This window comes from Gemmatimonas groenlandica (assembly GCF_013004105.1).
GTDB lineage: Bacteria > Gemmatimonadota > Gemmatimonadetes > Gemmatimonadales > Gemmatimonadaceae > Gemmatimonas > Gemmatimonas groenlandica.
The window spans coordinates 1,284,371-1,303,213 of sequence record NZ_CP053085.1 but is presented as its reverse complement, the minus strand read 5'-3'; the positions used below and the strand labels follow the sequence as shown (position 1 = coordinate 1,303,213).

Below are 18,843 nucleotides of genomic sequence, written 5' to 3'. Positions count from 1 at the left end.
TCGTCAGATTTCGTCGATTGCAGCGCGCAGCGCTGCTGTCAGGGCGATGGCGTCCTGCACTGAACGCCCCGCGGCGCGCACGAGCGCGCTTCCGACGACGACGCCATCACCCAACAGCGCCGCGGCCTTGGCCTGCTCCGGGGTCGAGATGCCAAAGCCGATGCAGATCGGCAGCGACGTGGACGCGCGGAGCCGCGCGACCGTGTCCGGCAGATCGTCGGGCAGCGACGCCCGTTCCCCGGTCACACCGAGTCGGCTGATCAGATACACGAATCCGCCGCCGTGTCGCGCGATCTCCTCCATGCGCGGGGCCGGCGTGGTCGGCGCCACCAAGCGCACGAAGTCGAGTCCACTCTCACCAAACCATGCTTCACGCGCGGGATCGGCACCGACCGGGAGGTCGGTGACGAGGACGCCGTCGACACCGGCGGCGCGCGCGCGCGCCAGCACGTCCGGTCCACCGGCGATGATCGGATTGAGATAGCTGAACAGCACCACCGGCACGTCGAGCGCGGCCTCGCTCACGATCTGCAGCGTGCGCTCGAGGCTCACACCGTGGTCGAGCGCTACTTGCGAGCTTTGCTGAATAACCGGACCGTCGGCCATCGGATCAGAGAATGGTACGCCCACCTCGATCACGTCGGCGCCCGCCGCGGCGATGCCACGGAGGAGCGTGACACTCTGCTCGGGGTCGGGATGTCCTGCCGTGACATAGCAGACAAGCGCCCGACGCCCTTCGGCCGCCAGCGCGGCAAAGCGCGCGGACAGCCGTGAGGCGGACGGGACGGAAACGTCAGGCGAAGTAATCACCGATGTTGATGCCATAGCGTTGAGGATCCTCGGTCCGAATGATGGTATAGGAAAATTGGCCCGATGCGTCGCATGATGTCAGGTCATAGATCTGGAGATCCTGAAGACGGTTGCCCTGGGCATCCGTGATCATGCGCACGAGCGGACGCGACAGCGCGGTCGGATCAGGATTGGCCGCGACCACCATCGCGAGCGCGAAGGTGTCGAGGACCACGAGCGTGCCGACCGGATAAATGCCCGTAAGATTGATGAATGCCTTCACGACCACGGGATCGAGTCCGAGGCGCGTGTTGTCCCGCATGCCGCGCAACACGTCCGCCGGCGTCCATGGCACGTCCTGATAGACGCGCGTCGTCGTGGCGGCATCGAAGCCATCGGCCACCGCGATGATCTTGCTGTACAAGGTCAGACGGCGCGACCGAAACGGCTTGGGATAGCCGGTGAGGTCGATGCGCATGTGATGTTCATACGCCGTGGTCATCGCGCGCCACGGACGCGCTGACCCGGTCGGCATGGCGAACATTGAGAGCACGCCCTGCCAGGTATGCGTTTGCAGGATTGCCCGCTCGTCGTCGTCGAGCGAACCTCGTTTGTTGAGCAGTTCGAGCGGGACCCGCGACTTGCCGATATCGTGCAGGAGGGCCGCCAGCCCGAGGTCCAACAGTTGCGGTTTTGTCAGTCCGAGACGGCGGCCGAGTGCCACTGACAGGATACTCACGTTCACACTGTGCACGAACGTGTACTCGTCGAACTCACGAAGGGTGGTCAAGCCGATCAGCGACGCCGCATCGGTGAGGATGGCATCGACAATCCCCTGCACCGCCCGCTTCACGCGCTTGAGTCCGGCGCTGCGTCCGAGTCGCGCCGATGTTATGACATCGCGAGTGACATCGAGCGACCGCACGTACGTTTGCCGGGCGCGCTCCTTCGCGTCGAGTTCCGTCTCCTGCTGGTCGGCTTCGTCGACGGGCGGATAGAACTCGAAGCAGGTGACCCCGGCCTGTTCCACGCGCGTCGACAACTGCTGCAGTCGATCCTCTTCCGGATACTCGAGGGGCGGCGACTGCAGAAACGAGAGCAGCACGACCCAGTCCCGCGGCGTCGTATGGGCGATGACGGCCAACCCGCCGAGCCCCGCTTCGCGGAGGAGACCAAGCACATATGCGACGGCGGCATAATTGTCGAGCGTGAGCCGCAGTCGCGTTTCGTTGACGAACAGGTAGTCGCCAATCCGTCGCAGACGACAGTGTCCGTCGGCCAGTTCGACGCGCTCCGCGGCGTTCCCCAACTCGACGATCGCCTTCTGCACGGCGCTGTTCTCGATGGGATACAGCCGCACCGCGCGCACCGCCCCATGCAACGCCACCACGAACGCGCGCGCGGTCCGTTGCGCCTGGGGATCACCGGCTTGATCATTGCCGGTGGCTGGAAGCGGTACGCTCACGCGCTGCCTCGCATGGCGCGCGCCACGGCGCTGCGCACGACGACATCCTTCGTGTCGGCTGCGCGCTGCAGCGCGGCAGCGGCTTTCGGCGTCGACACCAGGCCGAGCGCGCGGGCCGCGCAGGCACGAAGCTCGGCCGGCTCGCGTGCGCCCAGGAGACCGCGGGCGTTCAGCAACGTGTCGAGCTCGGGCACACCCGCGTCGCCGCACATGCTGCCGAACGCCTCGAACAACGCCATCTTCTCGCTCAGATCCGCCGCGCGAAGCTCTTTGCGCCGCACGGCGTCGAGCAGTCGGGGAAGCGCAGCCGTATGCGACCGCGTCGCAATCACGCGGAACGCGGCGACTCGCACATCGCGATCGCTATCCTCGATGCCACGCTCGACGGCCTGCAGTGCGGCTGGCGAGGCGATCTCGCCGAGTACGCTCAGCGCCTCGACGCGCAGCTTCGGGTCGCGTCCGCGCAGCAATCGAGCCAAGCCAGGCACCGCAGCCGGCGTCGCCAACTGGGCCGCCAGTCGCAGCGCCCCACGCACCACGAACTCGTTCTCGTGTTCGAGCAGCTGTGCGAGCTCCGTCGTGTGGGCCCCGGCCAATCGTGCCGAGGCGCGTTCGATCGATGCGCGCGCCGGCGAGGCAGTCGCGACTCCGAGCCACGCAACAAGCGGCTCAAGCGCAGATGGACGGAGTTCCACGAACAGCCCCTCCAACAGCGAGGCCACCGGCGTGCGCGCGCTTTCATCGAGCGCCTGCAGGAGTTGCGACATCACGGCGGGTTCACTCAGGCGCGCCGGCAGGTCGCGGAGCGCCGTCATCACGCGTTCGTCCGCAGCGAGCCGTCGCGACGCCACGGACGCTTCGCGCAACGCAAACGCGACGAGCTCGTACTCCCCGAGCGTGAGAAATTCGATCAACAGCTGATCGACCGTGCGCAACGCCTCCAACTGCGAATCCGCGACAGACTGTCCTTCGATCACATCGAACAGGCTTGCGAGCACGAGCTTTCGATGGTCTTCGCCGTACTCGCGCTTGAGTTCCTCCTGCAGATACGTCGCCTCACGCGTGTCGAGGAAATACAGCGTGGTGTCGAAGTCCTCCACTCGGACCATGCCTGGGGGCGGCCCCTCGCCGGGCGCCGCCGATTCCGCCGCCGGCACCGCCAGCGGCGCCACACCGCTCGCGAATACCGCGACTCCTGGGCGATCCGTGCCGCTCATGACCGGCATATCACCGATCGCATCGTGCTCGACGTGTCGATACTCGATCGTGGCCAAGTCGGCGACCCAGAGGAGCGTCACGAGATCATCGTCATCCGGTAACGCGGTGCGCGCCTTGTGCAGAATGGCGAGCAGTGCCTCGAGGTCGGTTGTTTCGAATCCGCTGTGGAGGTGCAGCGACCGCAAACCATCGCGATACAACAGCCACGGCAACCCGTCCGTGCCGCGCTCCGCATCGAGGTACACGGTGCGCTCCTCCCACACGAATGACGCGTCTTTGATCTGGATCTCGAGCGGGTTCGCAACCCGCCACACTTTGCCGAACGCCCCCCGGGCCTGTTCGATGGCGGTCGCTCGCGTTGGGTTATTCGGCAGATACAACTGAATGGCACGAAGCGCCTTCGCGAATGCGCGGAGCGCATCCTCGATCGCCGCCACCGCCTGCGGCGAGACGGCCACTTCGTGCCCCGTCGTCGTCATACCTCGGGCAGCGTGTACTGATTGATCGTACCGATGTCCTTGTCACCGCGGCCGCTTACGCACAACAAGACCGGCTCCTGCTCGGACCAGCGCCCCGCTTCCCGTTCGATCCATGCCACGGCGTGCGCCGTTTCGAGTGCGGGGATGATGCCCTCGAGTCGGCTCAGCAAGGCGACGCCGCGCAGCGCTTCCGTATCGTCGATCGACACGTACTCGGCGCGACCGCTGTCATGTAACCACGCGTGCTCGGGGCCGACGCCGGGGTAGTCGAGGCCAGCCGAGATGCTGTGCGCCGGATGCACTTGTCCGTTCGCATCCTGCAGGAGATAGCTGAGCGACCCATGCAACACACCAGGTGTCCCGCGCGTGATCGACGCACTGTGACGCTCGGTGTGCAGCCCCTCGCCTGCCGCTTCGACGCCGACGAGTTCCACACCCGCGTCGCCGACGAAGCCGGCGAAGATACCCATCGCATTGGAGCCGCCGCCGACACACGCCACGACCGTCTTCGGCAACACCCCGGCGCGCGCGAGCATCTGGGCGCGAGCTTCGCGTCCGATGACCGACTGAAACTCGCGCACCATGCGCGGGTACGGTGCCGGGCCGACCACCGATCCGATGATGTAATGGCTGTCGTTCACCGAGCCGACCCAATCACGAATCGCTTCGGTCGTGGCATCCTTGAGCGTGCGCGTCCCGGACAGGACCGGCACCACCGTGGCACCGAGGAGACGCATACGGAACACATTCAGCGCCTGACGCTGCATGTCCTCCTCGCCCATGTACACCACGCATTCCAGGCCAAAGCGCGCGCAGATCGTCGCGGTGGCCACACCGTGCTGTCCGGCGCCCGTCTCGGCGATAATGCGGCGCTTCCCCATCCGTCGCGCCAGCATCGCCTGCCCGACGGTGTTGTTGATCTTGTGCGCGCCGGTATGACACAGATCTTCGCGCTTCATCCAGACCGGTGCGCCAATCCGCGCACTCAGGCGCGGCGCGAACGAGAGCGCTGTCGGCCGTCCGACATACTCACGCAGCAGCGCATCGAGCTCCGCCTGAAATGCTGCGTCGCGCCGCGTCTCTTCGAACGCCGCCTCGAGCGCATCGAGCGCCGGGATGAGCGTTTCCGGAACGTATCGTCCGCCGAACGGGCCAAAACGATCTGTCGGCGCAACCGCGCCGGTCGTTGTATCCACCATGGTCATCGCTGCATCCCTGCGGCCGAGCGTGCGGCCGCGACGAACTGTTCGACTAACACCGAATCCTTGACACCCGTCTCGGACTCCACCCCTGAAGATACGTCTACGACGTCCGGAGAAAGCAATCGAATGGCTTCGATCACATTTCCCGGACGCAGTCCGCCCGCGAGGATGATACGAATCCCCGGTACGGACTCCCGAAGTGCCTCGACCGCGTCCCGAAGTCCGGACCAGTCCAAGGTGACCCCGGTTCCTCCCAGCTGTCCGACCACGTGCGCATCGAGCACCACTGCGCCCGCTGCCGCACCAAGTGCGACGGCATCGACGGGCAGCGTCGTTCCCGCGACACGAAGCACGGGCCAGACCATACGACCCGTTTTCCGACGAATCGTGTCGATTGATGCCACCGAGCAATGGCCGTGTAATTGGGCGATGTCGAGATCGAGCGTCTGCACTGTGACGATCACATCATCGAGATGCTGGTCGCCGAACACAACAACCCGCTGCACGTCGTGACGACGAGGGCCGAGGACCGCACGTGCGCGATCCACGGTGAGCAGTCGCGGACCGCCGGCCATGATCGCGCCCACGTAGGATGCGCCGACGTGCACGGCGTGCGCCGCGTCACGCTCCCGTGTCAGCCCACAGATCTTGACCTCGACCGGCAGGGCGCGATCACGGCCCGATGCGGTTGCGGTGGTCACCGCCGCGTCGAGGCTGATCGTGGAATTGCCGCGAGGGCGCGTACCGCCGATGCCGGATCAGCCGAGGCCGAGATGGCGCTGCCGACGAGAATCGCATCGGCACCGGCGAGCGCAGACGGCGCGACATCATCGGGCGTCTGCATTCCGCTTTCGGCCACGGCGACGCAGTGCGCCGGAATTCGCGGGATCAGCGTGGGCGCGGTGGTCGGATCGATGATGAGCGTTTCGAGGTTCCGATTGTTCACGCCAATCACGGTGGCCCCGACCTCGAGCGCGCGCTCCAACTCCGCTTCGTCGCGGATCTCGACGAGGGTCGCCAAGCCGCACTCACGGGCGGCGTCCATCAGCAGCGGCAGTTCGGATGGCGACAGGGCACGCACGATCAACAGCGCCGCCGCGGCGCCCCGCACCCGGGCTTCCCAGAGCTGCACGGGATGCACGAGAAAATCCTTGCGGATGGCCGGTACGGCCACGCGCGCCGCGACGTCGGCGAGGTCGCCGAGCGCGCCACCGAATCGACTGGGCTCGGTGAGCACGGAGATGGCAGCCGCCCCGCCCTCGACGTAGCGCGCGGCCTGCGCTGCGGCATCAATCCCGAGGTTGATCGCCCCCTTCGACGGCGAGGCACGCTTCACCTCGGCGATCACCCGGATCGTGGGACCGCGGAGGGCCTTGGCAAACAGCTCGGCGGCGTCGGGCGCCGACGGAAGGTCGCGCGCCACGCTCCGGAGCTCCGGTAAGGTAGAGAGGACGGAATGGGCCCGTTCGTGGGAGGCACGGGTGAGGTCGCCGAGGGTCCCTGACGGGAAGGTCCACACCGGTCGTGAAGAAAATGCTTGCACTTCGGCCTGTGTTCGGTTAGCGTGGCGTTTGGTGGATTCGGCCTGCATTCGGGGTCCGGATCTGTAGGTCCCCTTTCGTGGAGCAACCATGCCGCTCACCAAGCGACAGCGGGAAATTCTGTCCTTTCTCTCCGATTACAACGAAGAGAACGGCTACGCCCCGAGTTTCGAAGAGATCGCGTTGCGATTCAACTATAACTCGCTGGCTACGGTGCACGAGCACCTCACCAATCTCGAGCGCAAAGGCTACATCAAGCGCTCGTACAACGAGAGTCGTGCCATCGAGATTCTTCCCTCCGAACTGTTTCAGCGGTCGGTGGAGCTTCCGTTGCTCGGTTCCGTGGCAGCTGGTGCCCCCATCGAGGCCATGCACACGGGTGAAACGATGTCGGTGCCGGATGGTTTCCTGCGTCGCAGCGGAAGCCACTACGTCCTGAAGGTTCGCGGCGACTCGATGATCGAGGAGCAGATCAAGGACGGGGACTACGTGGTCATCAACGATCGCAATGCCGCCGACAACGGCGAGATGGTGATTGCGATGCTCGACGGATCCGGCGCCACCGTCAAGCGCTACTATCGCGAGCGCGACGGCCGGATTCGCCTACAGCCGGCCAACGAAACGATGTCGCCGCTCTTCGTGCACGAAGACGATGTCCGCATTCAAGGCATTGTCGTCGGTGTGCTGCGTCGCTACTGAGGGCGCGACCCGATTACCCTCGGGTCGCGTTGGACGCCACGCGTAGGCGCTGCAGCGCGGCGAGACCGACTCCGTCGGCCATCGCCCGCCGCGTCGTGTCGACAGCGTCCGCGTAGCTGCCAGCCTCACGACTCACGTACAGCGCCGCGGCCGCATTCAGCAACACCGCCGACTGCGCGCCCACCGAGCCGCCGCCGCTGAGGACGTCTTCGATCAGCGTCGCGTTGTGCGCCGGATCACCTCCGGCCAGGTCGTCCAGCGCAATCCCCGAAATGCCATAGGCTGAGGGATCAATCGTCCAGGGCGTCGTGCGACCGTCGTGCACCTCCATGACGTGCGTCGGGCCGAGCGGCGAGATCTCGTCGAGGCCTGGCTCGCCGTGCACGACCATGGCCCGGACCGTTCCCAGTTCAGACAGCGCGTCGGCCAACAGTTCGAGACGTGCACGTTCCGCGACTCCCACGACCTGCCGACCGGCGCGCGCGGGATTGGCCAGCGGGCCCACGATGTTCATCACCGTCGGGACGGCGAGCTCGCGCCGGACGGGGCCAACGTGCCGCAACGCCGGGTGCATCAGCGGGGCAAACATGAAAACGATGCCCGCGTCGGCCAGCGTGGCGGCCATTGCCGGTGGCGTCGTGTCGATGACGACGCCGAGCGCCTCGAGCACGTCGGCGCTCCCTGATCGCGACGTGAACGACCGGTTCCCGTGCTTGGCGACGCGCACACCCATGCCGGCGGCGACGAGTGCCGCGGCCGTCGAGATGTTGAAGGTGGTGAGTGCTCCCCCGCCTGTTCCGCACGTATCGACCAACTCGTGAGGGCGATCAGCCGACAGAACGACCATCGCTTCACGGAGCGCCTCGACGACCCCGGCCACTTCCGTGGGCGTTTCGCCCTTCACGCGCAGCGCCATCAGGAGTGCCGCGACCTGCACCGGCGTGCCTTCGCCGCGCATGATGACACCGAACGCGCGACGCACGCTCTCCGCATCGAGCGACTCGTGCGCGGCCAAGCGTCGAATGGCCTGCGTTAACGCGTCAGCGGACATTGATCGACTCGAGCAGGCGCTCCGGGAGCGCGTTCCGCGACATGATAAGCGAGATCACGAGACCCAGCAGTCGCACGCGCTCGACGTCTTCGTCGGTATAGATGCCACGCTGGGCGCGATTTGTGAGGTTGAGGACGCCGACCAATTCGTCGTGATACACGAGCGGGAAGCTGATGAAGCTGCCGGTCGTGAAGTACTGGTCACGAAGCAGCGGGTGCTGCGACGCTTCTCGGACATCCTGGACAAGCAAGGGTTCTCGTGCCGCCGCGACCCGGCCAGCAACACCCTCACCGATCCGGATTCGCATCCCTTCCACGATGTTCGGCGCGATACCGCGTGCCGCCGCGAGGTAGAGGTAGTCTGGCTCGGGTGCCCGCAGCATGAGGGAGCATCGCTGTGCTTGCATATCATCGCCAACCAACGCGAGCAGACCGTCCACCAGTTTCCGCGAGTCGGTGGTCTCCGCGTCGAGCGAGAGCGCACGGTCCAACAGATACAACGTACGTGTCCGCTGGCGAAGGGCTTCACTCCGCCGATGCAGCTCGACATGCGCCTGCTCGAGTTGACCGACGGCCGACGTCAGTTGCTGATCGGCGAGTTCGGCCCGGCGCAGCGCCCGACGGGCCTCCTCGCCCGACCGGGCGGCGTCCGCTTGAATGGCGATCGCCTCCGCCGGATTCAGCGCGCTGATGTGCTGCGGCGTGTTGCGCACTTCACGCAGCTCCGCTTCCAACGCCGTGAGCTTCCTGACGTATTCCCCATGTACCCGCTGCGTCACGTCCTCGAGCGTACGGACGGCCTCTTCGCGGGCATCGCGCTCAGCGAGGCGCACGTAGGCTAGGTCGAAGAGCGCGACGGCCGGCGCCAACCGCTCGGTTGTGCGGGTCCCGAAAATCTTGCGCGGCTCGTATAGTGCCAGCACGGCGCCCAGCAGCCCCTCCACCTTCAACCCGCGGACGGCCAGAATGCCGCCGTCAAGTGCGGCCGTAAAGCCGCACAGTCGGGCGTAATCGGCGGAGCGGTCGCTCACGTCTACGAACGGTCCGCCAGCCAGGATCTTGGCGCGGGCCGCCTCGGGCAAGTGATCGAAGGTCGTCTCCATCGACGTCCGGACTACCTGCGCGCCGACGGGCGTGAGCCGGTCCTTCAGCATGTCGCGTCGCGCGTCATACTGCAGCAGGGCGACCGACGCGCCGCGATCCAACTCGGCGAGGCACTCACCTAGAGCGATGAGGGCACCGTCGAGATCGGATGTGGCGGACAGCGCGTACGCCAGCGAAGCAAGTGAGCGAGGAGGCATGGCGAGTGGAGGAAACGTCAGCGGACGCGACAGCGCAATAGTCGAGCGCCTTTGAAGGCGAATCAGTTGAAGCGAACGCGTCTGGTGCCTAGCTTCCCCCAGGTCATGGACCCGCGACCGATCCTCCTGGTAACGCAGTATGACGGGGGGCGCTTCGCCGGTTGGCAGCGTCAGCCCGTCGTCCGCACCGTGCAAGGCGATATGGAAATCGCCCTCGAGCGTTTGTGCGCGACCGCGGTTCCCGCCATTGGCGCGGGGCGAACCGACGCGGGGGTCCACGCGCACGGCCAGGGCGTCGGCGTCCGGGTGCCGGAGCGTTGGACGCCAGCGACCCTCCGTCGGGCAATGAATGCCACTCTCCCCGATGATATCTGGGTGGCGGAGGCGCACCGGATGGTGCCGGAATTTCACCCGCGGCGCAGCGCCATCGCGCGTCGATATGGTTATCTTATCGGGACGGATGAGGCGGCACGCTCCCCGTTCCGTCGACGATATGAGTGGTCGATCCGACACCCACTCGATCCGGCGGCACTCCAGGGAGAAGCCGACAGTGTGTTGGGCGAACACACCTTTCGGGCGTTTGCCGTCGCTCACACGGCGCCGGTCGATGATCACCACCGTTGCGTGATTCAGCATGCGCGGTGGGTCGAGCGCGACGGCGGCTGGGTGTTCGAAGTTGCGGCGAACCGTTTTCTCCATCACATGGTGCGTTTTCTAGTCGGAACGATGGTTGAGGTGGCTCAGGGACGGCGACCGCGCGGAACGATCGCGCGGCTCCTCGTCGCACCTGACAATTCGGGCACGCCCGCTCCGGCACCGGCCCACGGCCTGTCGCTGCGCGAGGTCACGTATCCGGCCGAGCTCTACGCCGATGCCTCGTGATTCGAGGATTTCAGTGATCGTGCAACGCTCGACGCTTACCCTTGTGGTCGCGCTTGCCCTGATCGGCTGCGAAGGGGCGAACCCCAGCACGTCGAACGCGCAGGCCCGCACGCTTCCCCCAGCGCCGGTCAAACCGGTCGGTCCCGTTCCCGCACAGACGATCGATGGGTCGCGACGAACCGCGATTACGACGGCCGTGGAACGCGTGGCTCCCGCCGTGGTCACGGTGCAGACGGAAACGGTGCAGAAGGTCCCGGTCGACTTTTTCGAGTATTTCATGGGCGGGCGCACCGGGGAGCGTCGCAATGCCGGCATCGGCTCCGGGTTCGTTGTGCGGAGTGACGGCATCATCGTGACCAACGCCCACGTGATCTCGGGCGCCACGAAGGTCTCGATCGGCATGCGCGATGGCACGTCGTACGACGCCACGGTGGTCGGCATCGATGAAACGAACGATCTCGCCGTGGTGCGGATCAAAGCGAAGAATCTGCCGGTGGCTCCCCTTGGCAGTTCGTCCACATTGATCGTGGGCGAGTGGTCGATCGCGATCGGCAACCCGTTTGGCTTCGTGCTCGGGAACAGCGAGCCCAGTGTGTCGGTGGGCGTCGTGAGTGCCGTTGGTCGCAACCTCGCCGGACGAGGCGATGGCGGCGGCGTGTACGTCGACATGATTCAGACCGATGCCGCGATCAACCCTGGGAATTCCGGTGGACCGCTGGTGAACGCCTCCGGCGAGGTGGTCGGTGTGAACAGCTCGATCTACTCGCCAAGCGGCGGATCGGTGGGGCTCGGATTCGCCATCCCGATCGACCGCACCAAGCGCATCGTGGAAGACCTGCTTGATCACGGCTCGGTGCGGCAGCCGTGGGTGGGGATTCGACTGCAAACGCCCGACGTGCAGAGCGCGCGCGAAGCGGCCGCAGTGGGCGCGATCGTCGCCCGCGTGGTGCCCGGCTCCCCGGCCGATCGCGCCGGAGTCCGAGCGGGTGATCAGGTGATCGCTGCCGGTACGCGCCCTGTGAAGAATCCGTTCGACTGGGAAGCGCGACTACTCGATCTGCGCGTTGGCGAACAGCTGCCGGTAACTGTTCGTCGTGGCAGTGCCGAGCAGCGATTCTCGCTGCAGGTCGCGGACGCGCCGGAAGTGAGCGCGCCCAAGGTCACCGTGCTGCGCGAACTCCAGCTGGTGTCGCTCACCGATGTCATTCGCCAGGAACGCGGCGTCGCGTCGAACGCCGGAGCGCTCGTGTATCGCGTCTCCGATCGGATTCGCGATGAAATCGGGCTACAGGACGGCGATGTGATCGTGCAGGTGGGACAGTCGCGAGTGAATTCGGCCGAGGCGGCGTCGGCTGCCATCGACCGATACGGCGCTCGCGGTCCTGTGTACGTGGTATTCGAGCGCAATCGACAGTATCTCCAGACGTCGTTCTCTCTCCGCTGATTACGTGACCGCACCCGACCGCACCTCGTACGCCTCGCCTCTCGCCGACCGCTATGCGTCGCGCGCCATGCTCACGCTGTGGGGCCCCCAGATGCGGTACGGCCTTTGGCGTCGCCTCTGGCTGGCGCTGGCCGAAGCGCAGCAGAGTCTCGGTATCGCTATTCCTGACGCCGCGATCCACGAGATGCGCGCGCACCTCGACGACATCGACTTCGAGTCCGTCGCCGTTTATGAGAAGAAGTTCCGCCACGACGTCATGGCGCACGTGCATGCGTTCGGTGACGTCGCGCCGGCGGCGCGCAAGTTCATTCACCTCGGTGCCACGAGCTGCTTCGTCACTGACAACGCGGAACTCATTCTTATGCGCCGCGGCTTGCACCTGCTGCGCGAGAAGCTGATTGATTCACTCGAGGCCCTCGGTACGTTCGCGCGCGAGTGGAAGGACGAACCGGCACTCGGCTACACGCACCTGCAGCCGGCGCAGCTGACGACGGTCGGTAAGCGTGCGACGTTGTGGATGCAAGATATCCTGCTCGACCTCGAGGATCTGGAGTATCGCATCGCGCAGCTGCCGTTTCGTGGCGTGAAGGGTACCACCGGGACGCAGGCGAGCTTCCTGTCGCTGTTCGACGGGGATCATGCGAAGGTGCGCGAGCTCGATCGCCTCGTGACGACGAGTATGGGTTTCGCCACGTCCATCCCGGTGAGCGGCCAAACGTACTCGCGAAAGGTGGACGCTCAGGTACTCGGCGTGGTGGCCGGCATTGCGGCGACAGCATCGAAGTTTTCCGGCGACATCCGTATGCTGCAGGCGTTCGGCGAAATCGAGGAGCCGTTCGAGAAGAATCAGATCGGGTCGTCCGCCATGGCGTACAAGCGGAACCCGATGCGCTCCGAGCGGATCGCCTCGCTCGCACGGTTCGTCTTGTCGCTGGAGCCGAACGCCAATCAGACGCACGCGGTGCAGTACTTCGAACGCACGCTGGATGACTCCGCGAATCGCCGTCTGGTGATTCCCGAATCGTTCCTCGCCACCGACGCGATTCTCGTGCTCATGCAGAACGTGGTGCGCGGGCTCGAGGTGCATCCGGCCCGTATCCGCCGCCGCGTCGATGACGAGCTTCCGTTCATGGCGACGGAAGAGATCATCGTGCGGTTCGTGCGGGCGGGCGGCGATCGTCAGGAGGCGCACGAGCTCATTCGCGGCCACAGCATCGACGCGGCGCGTGCCGTGAAGGATGGCGCGCCGCGAAACGATATGCTGGAGCGGCTCGCGGCCGACCCCGCGTTCGGCATTCCACTGGAAGACCTGCAGGCCGTCACGGAGCCCACACGATTCGTCGGTCGCTCGCCCGAGCAAGTGGTGGAGTTCCTCGACGAGCACGTGGCACCGTGGCTGGCGCGTGAACGCGCCGGTGTCGAAGTGGAAGAGGTGCGCGTATGAGTACGCGGCTACCCGCCGCGATGATTGAGACCGCGTTGCCGTTGCCGCTCGTGCGGCGCGGCAAAGTGCGCGACGTGTACGCGGTGGATGACGATCGCTTGCTGCTGGTGACGACCGACCGCGTCAGCGCGTTCGACATCGTCATGAACGAAGCCATTCCGTACAAGGGCGCTGTGCTCACGCAGCTGACCGCGTGGTGGCTGTCCCAGTTGTCGAGCGTGGTGGAGCATCATCTGCTATCAGCCGACACCGACGAGATCGTGCGCGAAGTACCGGCGCTGGCGCCGTATCGCGAAGCGCTTGCCGGCCGCAGCATGTTGTGTGTGCGAGCGGATGTCGTGCCGATCGAATGCGTCATCCGCGGCTATATCACGGGCTCGGCGTGGAAAGAGTATCAGGCGCACGGTACACTAGCCGGCGAGGCATTGGCGGCCGGACTGCGCGAGAGCGATCGTCTCGATCCGCTGATCTTCAGCCCGGCCACGAAGGCGGAAACCGGACACGACGAGAACATCACGATTGCGAGTGTGATTGCGAGCGTCGGCGCCGAAACGGCCGCCACGCTCGAACGGCTGGCCCGAGCGGTGTACGAATTCGGACGCGCCACGGCGGAACCCCGCGGCATTATTGTCGCGGACACCAAGTTCGAGTTCGGCTGGCGTGACGGTCGCCTCTTGTTGATCGATGAAGTGCTCACGCCGGACAGCTCGCGATTCTGGCCCGCTGACAGCTACACGCCGGGTCGCGGTCAACCGAGCTTCGACAAGCAGCCGCTCCGTGACTGGCTCGATGTCGAGCGCCGCGCCGGACGATGGAACGGTGAAGCGCCGGCCCCGACGCTGCCGGACGAGGTCATTCGCGCGACGAGCCTGCGCTATCGGGATGCCTTCGCGCGACTCACAGGCGCGCCGATGGATCTCCACCGACTCGGGCTTCCCGAGGATTCCGTTTGATGTTCGCGCGTGAGGGCTATCCGTTTCTGCTCGGCGTCGCCGTACTGGCCGCGCTGACCTTCGCGGCCGCGCTACGCTTGCGCTCGTGGCCGTGGTGGCTCGCCGGATATGTCCTCACGCTCGTCGCCCTCGTGGCGGCGTGGGCCTCCCGTACCCCAGTCGGAATCCCCACATGAGTCGTCCGGAGACCCGAGGCACCGGTACCGATGGCGTGGAGCGCCCACGCCGTCCGCGCCCGCGCGTGGCCGTCGCCCTACCCAACGGCTTCACGTTGGCCAACCTGTTCTTCGGCATCTTCGCGATCGTCGCCGCCTCGCGCGGGGATTTCGATGCGGCGGCCCGCTTCATCGTGTTCGGCGCGATCGCTGACACGCTCGACGGTCGCATCGCACGCGCCACGAAGTCGGGCTCGCGTTTCGGCGAGGAACTTGACTCGCTCGTGGATGCGATCTCGTTCGGCACCGCGCCCGCGCTGATCATGTACTTTGCGGTCTTCCAGAGTACACGGTGGGAATGGATCTTCTGTTTCTTCTTTACGGCGTGCGCTGTGATGCGGCTCGCGCGCTTCAACGTCGAGCAGGCCGGCACGAAGAACACGCACTTTACGGGTCTGCCCAGCCCCGCGGCCGGCATGACGCTCGCGACGTACTACTGGTTCAGTCAGACGCCGCTGTATACCGAGACGATGATCGGCGACCTGCCCTGGCATCAGATGCTGCGCTGGGTCATGCTCGGCCTTGGCATGTTGATGATCAGCAACGTGCAGTACGCCAAGGTGCCGACGGTGAACTTTCGCACGCTCAACGGCATCCTCGGATTTCTGTTGGTCGTCGGCACCTTTGTCGGCGTCATTTTTCTGCCGAAGAAGTTCTTCTTCCCGGCCCTGATGGCCTATGTGCTGTATGGCATCGGCCGCACCGTTTTTCTCGGGTTACTCGATCGTATTCCCGGCCCGCGTGAGGATGATGACGCGGCCGAGGATGACCTCGACGAACCCCTCGACCCCCGACGTCGTCGTCGACGCCGTCGTCCTTCACGACAGAACATCGCGCCGGACGCCGGTCGCGAGGAGCCCTTGGCATGACCCGTTTCCGCTGCGCCATCCATATCGTTCCGCGTCGCGGGATCCTCGATCCCCAGGGCAAGGCCGTCGCTGATGCACTCCATTCGCTCGGCTTCGCCGACCTGAGCGACGTGCGCGTCGGGCGCCACGTGATCGTGGAGACCGAAGCCGCGACGGCGGACGCGGCGCGTGCGCGCATCACGGCCATGTGCGAGAAGTTGCTGGCCAACCCGGTCACCGAAGACTTCGAGATCGCCTCGGTGGAGCACGCGTGAAGGCCGGCATCGTTCGGTTTCCCGGCTCTAACTGCGACGAGGACGCGTACCACGCGATCGCCGATCACCTCGGTCAGGAGGCGGTGTACCTGTGGCACAAGGATCACGACCTCCAGAACGTCGATCTCGTCATCCTGCCCGGCGGCTTCAGTTACGGCGACTATCTGCGCGCCGGGGCGATCGCACGATTCAGTCCGATCATGCGGGAAGTCATCGCTTTCGCCAAACGCGGAGGACCGGTGCTTGGTATCTGCAACGGGTTCCAGATCGCCTGCGAAGCTGGCTTGCTGCCCGGCGCCCTGCTGCGAAACGCCAGTCTGCGCTTCGTGAGTGCACCCGCGCACCTGCGCGTCGAGTCGATCGCGACCCGCTACACGTCACAGTATCATCTCAATCAAGTCATCTCCATCCCGGTCGCGCACGGCGATGGTCGTTATACCGCGGATGCCGATACGCTGGCTCGCCTCGAAGGCGAGGGTCAGGTCGTCTTTCGCTACGTCAATGGGGACGGCGAAGCCACCGCGGCGGCGAATCCGAACGGCTCGCTGCGCAACATCGCCGGCATCGTCAGCGCCGAGGGCAACGTGCTGGGCATGATGCCGCACCCTGAGCGCGCGCTCGACACGACGCTCGGGTCAACCGACGGCGTGCCCTTGTTCGCGTCAATCCTGGAATCGATGCTCGCCGAGGTGAAGGCATGACCGCCGCGTCCAATGCACGTCCCGTGGAATCACGCCCGGGCGATCCGGTGATCACGCCGGCCATGGTGGCCGAGCACGGCATCACGGAGTTCGAGTACGAGCGGCTGATTGCCATGCTTGGCCGGACGCCCACGTTCACCGAGCTCGGCGTCGTGAGTGCGCTCTGGAGCGAGCACTGCTCCTACAAGCATTCGCGTCCCATGCTCAAGACACTGCCGACCAAGGCGCCATGGGTGCTCCAGGGCCCTGGTGAGAATGCCGGCGTCATTTCCGTCGGCGACGGTTGGGCGGTCGCGTTCAAGATCGAGTCACATAATCATCCGTCGGCGGTCGAGCCATATCAGGGCGCGGCAACCGGTGTCGGTGGTATTCTGCGCGACGTGTTCACGATGGGCGCGCGCCCTATCGCGCTGCTCAATTCGCTGCGTTTCGGTCCGCTCACGTCGAGCCGCGTTCGCTGGCTCTTTGCCGGTGTCGTGAAGGGAATCGGCGACTATGGCAACTGCGTCGGCGTGCCCACGGTCGGCGGTGAAGTTGTGTTCGATCCGTCGTACGAAGGCAATCCGCTCGTGAACGCGATGTGCGTCGGCCTCATGCGCGAGGACGAGCTCATCACCGCCGTGGCGTCCGGTGTCGGCAATCCGATCATGGCTGTGGGTGCACGCACGGGCCGCGACGGTATTCACGGCGCGTCGTTCGCCTCGGAAGATCTGTCGGCATCCAGCGAGGCCAAGCGCCCAATGGTGCAGGTCGGCGATCCGTTCACGGAGAAGCTGCTGCTCGAAGCGTCACTCGAGTTGATCCGCAGCGGGCACATCGTGGCGATTCAGGACATGGGCGCTGCCGGGCTCACCTCATCGTCGGCTGAGATGGCCGAGCGCGGCGATGTCGGCGTCACGATCGACGTGACCAAGGTTCCCGTCCGCGAACAGGGGATGACGCCATACGAGATTCTGCTTTCGGAATCGCAGGAGCGGATGCTCGTGGTCGCGAAGCTCGGGCATGAAGAGGATGTGCGCGCGATTCTGGCCAAGTGGGATCTCGAAGCGGCCGTGATCGGTGAAGTGATCGCGGAACCGGTGTACCGCGTGACCGAAGGCGAGCGCGTGGTGGCCGAGTTCCCCGGCTCGCGCCTGGTGACCGAGTGCCCGCAGTACGTGCTCGAGCCGAAGGAGAGCGAGTCGCTGAAGGCCGCGCGCGGACGCTCAGCACACGCCGTGGTGGCGCTCGACGACGAACGCGACCACGCGTGGACGCTGGAGCGCCTGCTCTCCTCGCCAACGATCGCCAGCAAGAAGTGGGTGTGGCAGCAGTACGACTCGACGGTACGCACCAGCACCATGCGAGGCCCCGGCAGCGACGCCGCCGTGGTGAAGCTCCGTGGCACGGACAAGGCCATAGCGCTCTGTATCGATGGCAATGGTCGCCACGTCGCGCTGTCGCCGCGCAATGGCGGTCGGGCCGCTGTTTCCGAAGCCGCGCGCAACGTCGCGTGCACGGGTGCGCGCCCGATGGCGATCACGAACAATCTCAACTTCGGCAATCCGAAGAAGCCGGAAGTGTATTTCCAGCTGAGCGAAGCGATTGCCGGAATGGGTGAAGCCTGCACCGTGCTCGAAACGCCGGTGACCGGTGGCAACGTGTCGTTGTACAACGAGAACCCGCAGGGGGCGATTCATCCGACGCCGACCATCGGCATGGTCGGACTCATTGAATCACTCTCACATGTCACGCCATCAGGATTTCAGACGGTCGGCGACGACATCGTATTGCTGGGCGATTGCACCGAAGAACTCGGGGCGAGCGAGTATCTGCTGGAAATTCATGGACTCACGATCGGCGAACCGCCCGTGTGTGACCCGAAGCGCGAGCGCGCCTTGATCGACGCCCTGCTGGAGTCGATTCGCGGAGGGGTCGTGCGCTCGGCGCACGATTGCAGCGATGGCGGATTGGCGGTGGCACTCGCCGAGTGCGCGATGGCCGATCGCGATCGCGTATTCGGATTCACCGTCGATCTCTCGCCGTGGGCCACGCTTCCTCACCGCGCGCTGCTGTTCGGCGAAGCGCACGGACGCGTGGTGTTGTCCACGGCGGACAGCGCCGCGGTATTGCAGATCGCGCAACGCCATGGGGTGCCGGCGCGCGTGATCGGCACCGTGACGAGCGCCGAGAGCGGCGCGCAGTTCACGATTTCGGACGACACCTTTTCGGCGCCGATCAACTGGCTCGCGAAGGCGTTTCACGAGGCAATTCCGCTCGCCATGGATGGCGAGACGCCGGCCGAGCATGCGGTGGCCTCATCGCACGCTCCTACCAACGACTGATCGGGAGTTTTCC

At 65.7% G+C, this 18,843-nt stretch carries 18 protein-coding genes; 10 read left to right on the top strand and 8 right to left on the bottom strand.

Annotated features, from left to right (window positions below; genetic code table 11):
* Positions 1 to 3 precede the first annotated feature (3 nt).
* From trpA to HKW67_RS05390, 6 genes are read right to left on the bottom strand one after another with little or no spacing between them, the layout of a single operon-like run.
* A complete protein-coding gene (gene trpA / locus HKW67_RS05415; protein WP_206044612.1) occupies positions 4 to 810 on the bottom strand; it encodes a tryptophan synthase subunit alpha in 807 nt (268 codons plus the stop codon).
* The gene (locus HKW67_RS05410) at positions 794 to 2,254 is read right to left on the bottom strand and encodes an HD-GYP domain-containing protein (protein WP_171224417.1); all 1,461 of its coding nucleotides are present in this window, start codon (positions 2,252 to 2,254) and stop codon (positions 794 to 796) included. The genes trpA and HKW67_RS05410 overlap by 17 nt, the downstream gene beginning before the upstream one ends.
* A complete protein-coding gene (locus HKW67_RS05405) occupies positions 2,251 to 3,951 on the bottom strand; it encodes a HEAT repeat domain-containing protein (RefSeq protein WP_171224416.1) in 1,701 nt (566 codons plus the stop codon). Before HKW67_RS05405 ends, HKW67_RS05410 begins: the two co-directional genes overlap by 4 nt.
* Complete coding sequence (gene trpB / locus HKW67_RS05400; protein ID WP_171224415.1) at positions 3,948 to 5,156, bottom strand: tryptophan synthase subunit beta; 1,209 nt, start codon at positions 5,154 to 5,156, stop codon at positions 3,948 to 3,950. The genes HKW67_RS05405 and trpB overlap by 4 nt, the downstream gene beginning before the upstream one ends.
* Positions 5,153 to 5,854 carry a phosphoribosylanthranilate isomerase gene (locus HKW67_RS05395; RefSeq protein ID WP_171224414.1) on the bottom strand — a complete coding sequence of 234 codons (702 nt, stop codon included), beginning with the start codon at positions 5,852 to 5,854 and terminating at the stop codon, positions 5,153 to 5,155. The genes trpB and HKW67_RS05395 overlap by 4 nt, the downstream gene beginning before the upstream one ends.
* Positions 5,851 to 6,576 (bottom strand): indole-3-glycerol phosphate synthase TrpC, encoded by a 726-nt coding sequence (locus tag HKW67_RS05390; RefSeq protein WP_171224413.1) that lies wholly within the window; start codon positions 6,574 to 6,576, stop codon positions 5,851 to 5,853. The genes HKW67_RS05395 and HKW67_RS05390 overlap by 4 nt, the downstream gene beginning before the upstream one ends.
* Positions 6,577 to 6,784: 208 nt before the next feature.
* On the opposite strand from HKW67_RS05390, the gene lexA reads away from it, so the two are divergent.
* Positions 6,785 to 7,393 carry a transcriptional repressor LexA gene (gene lexA, locus HKW67_RS05385; RefSeq protein ID WP_171224412.1) on the top strand — a complete coding sequence of 203 codons (609 nt, stop codon included), beginning with the start codon at positions 6,785 to 6,787 and terminating at the stop codon, positions 7,391 to 7,393.
* Between the two features lie 13 nt (positions 7,394 to 7,406).
* On the opposite strand, the gene trpD is transcribed toward lexA, so the two are convergent.
* Both trpD and HKW67_RS05375 read right to left on the bottom strand, forming a co-directional pair.
* Positions 7,407 to 8,444, bottom strand: a complete 1,038-nt coding sequence (gene trpD, locus HKW67_RS05380; RefSeq protein WP_171224411.1) for an anthranilate phosphoribosyltransferase — start codon at positions 8,442 to 8,444, stop codon at positions 7,407 to 7,409.
* Positions 8,434 to 9,744 (bottom strand): GAF domain-containing protein, encoded by a 1,311-nt coding sequence (locus tag HKW67_RS05375; protein WP_171224410.1) that lies wholly within the window; start codon positions 9,742 to 9,744, stop codon positions 8,434 to 8,436. The genes trpD and HKW67_RS05375 overlap by 11 nt, the downstream gene beginning before the upstream one ends.
* A gap of 84 nt (positions 9,745 to 9,828) precedes the next feature.
* On the opposite strand from HKW67_RS05375, the gene truA reads away from it, so the two are divergent.
* Genes truA through purL form a run of 9 tightly spaced genes read left to right on the top strand, consistent with a single transcriptional unit; the run spans position 9,829 to position 18,830 of the window.
* Entirely contained in the window at positions 9,829 to 10,626 is a 798-nt protein-coding gene (truA, locus tag HKW67_RS05370; protein WP_171224409.1) for a tRNA pseudouridine(38-40) synthase TruA, read from the top strand.
* Between the two features lie 19 nt (positions 10,627 to 10,645).
* Positions 10,646 to 12,070, top strand: a complete 1,425-nt coding sequence (locus tag HKW67_RS05365; protein WP_206044610.1) for a trypsin-like peptidase domain-containing protein — start codon at positions 10,646 to 10,648, stop codon at positions 12,068 to 12,070.
* 4 nt (positions 12,071 to 12,074) lie between these two features.
* The gene (gene purB / locus HKW67_RS05360) at positions 12,075 to 13,514 is read left to right on the top strand and encodes an adenylosuccinate lyase (RefSeq protein ID WP_171224407.1); all 1,440 of its coding nucleotides are present in this window, start codon (positions 12,075 to 12,077) and stop codon (positions 13,512 to 13,514) included.
* Positions 13,511 to 14,467, top strand: a complete 957-nt coding sequence (locus tag HKW67_RS05355; RefSeq protein ID WP_171224406.1) for a phosphoribosylaminoimidazolesuccinocarboxamide synthase — start codon at positions 13,511 to 13,513, stop codon at positions 14,465 to 14,467. The genes purB and HKW67_RS05355 overlap by 4 nt, the downstream gene beginning before the upstream one ends.
* Positions 14,467 to 14,643, top strand: a complete 177-nt coding sequence (locus HKW67_RS05350) for a hypothetical protein (protein ID WP_171224405.1) — start codon at positions 14,467 to 14,469, stop codon at positions 14,641 to 14,643. Before HKW67_RS05355 ends, HKW67_RS05350 begins: the two co-directional genes overlap by 1 nt.
* Positions 14,640 to 15,551, top strand: a complete 912-nt coding sequence (gene pssA / locus HKW67_RS05345; protein ID WP_171224404.1) for a CDP-diacylglycerol--serine O-phosphatidyltransferase — start codon at positions 14,640 to 14,642, stop codon at positions 15,549 to 15,551. Before HKW67_RS05350 ends, pssA begins: the two co-directional genes overlap by 4 nt.
* Positions 15,548 to 15,805: a phosphoribosylformylglycinamidine synthase subunit PurS gene (purS, locus tag HKW67_RS05340; RefSeq protein WP_171224403.1), complete on the top strand. Its 258-nt coding sequence runs from the start codon at positions 15,548 to 15,550 to the stop codon at positions 15,803 to 15,805. The genes pssA and purS overlap by 4 nt, the downstream gene beginning before the upstream one ends.
* The gene (gene purQ / locus HKW67_RS05335) at positions 15,802 to 16,506 is read left to right on the top strand and encodes a phosphoribosylformylglycinamidine synthase subunit PurQ (protein WP_171224402.1); all 705 of its coding nucleotides are present in this window, start codon (positions 15,802 to 15,804) and stop codon (positions 16,504 to 16,506) included. The genes purS and purQ overlap by 4 nt, the downstream gene beginning before the upstream one ends.
* Positions 16,503 to 18,830: a phosphoribosylformylglycinamidine synthase subunit PurL gene (gene purL / locus HKW67_RS05330; RefSeq protein ID WP_230981125.1), complete on the top strand. Its 2,328-nt coding sequence runs from the start codon at positions 16,503 to 16,505 to the stop codon at positions 18,828 to 18,830. The genes purQ and purL overlap by 4 nt, the downstream gene beginning before the upstream one ends.
* The last annotated feature ends 13 nt before the right edge of the window (positions 18,831 to 18,843 follow it).

Bases quoted from the DNA above. Each gene is read 5' to 3' on its own strand.
- HKW67_RS05405 (WP_171224416.1), bottom strand. From the start codon at position 3,951: ATGACGACGACGGGGCACGAAGTGGCCGTCTCGCCGCAGGCGGTGGCG.
- trpB (WP_171224415.1), bottom strand. From the start codon at position 5,156: ATGACCATGGTGGATACAACGACCGGCGCGGTTGCGCCGACAGATCGT.
- lexA (WP_171224412.1), top strand. From the start codon at position 6,785: ATGCCGCTCACCAAGCGACAGCGGGAAATTCTGTCCTTTCTCTCCGAT.
- trpD (WP_171224411.1), bottom strand. From the start codon at position 8,444: ATGTCCGCTGACGCGTTAACGCAGGCCATTCGACGCTTGGCCGCGCAC.
- HKW67_RS05375 (WP_171224410.1), bottom strand. From the start codon at position 9,744: ATGCCTCCTCGCTCACTTGCTTCGCTGGCGTACGCGCTGTCCGCCACA.
- HKW67_RS05355 (WP_171224406.1), top strand. From the start codon at position 13,511: ATGAGTACGCGGCTACCCGCCGCGATGATTGAGACCGCGTTGCCGTTG.
- HKW67_RS05350 (WP_171224405.1), top strand. From the start codon at position 14,467: ATGTTCGCGCGTGAGGGCTATCCGTTTCTGCTCGGCGTCGCCGTACTG.
- pssA (WP_171224404.1), top strand. From the start codon at position 14,640: ATGAGTCGTCCGGAGACCCGAGGCACCGGTACCGATGGCGTGGAGCGC.
- purS (WP_171224403.1), top strand. From the start codon at position 15,548: ATGACCCGTTTCCGCTGCGCCATCCATATCGTTCCGCGTCGCGGGATC.
- purL (WP_230981125.1), top strand. From the start codon at position 16,503: ATGACCGCCGCGTCCAATGCACGTCCCGTGGAATCACGCCCGGGCGAT.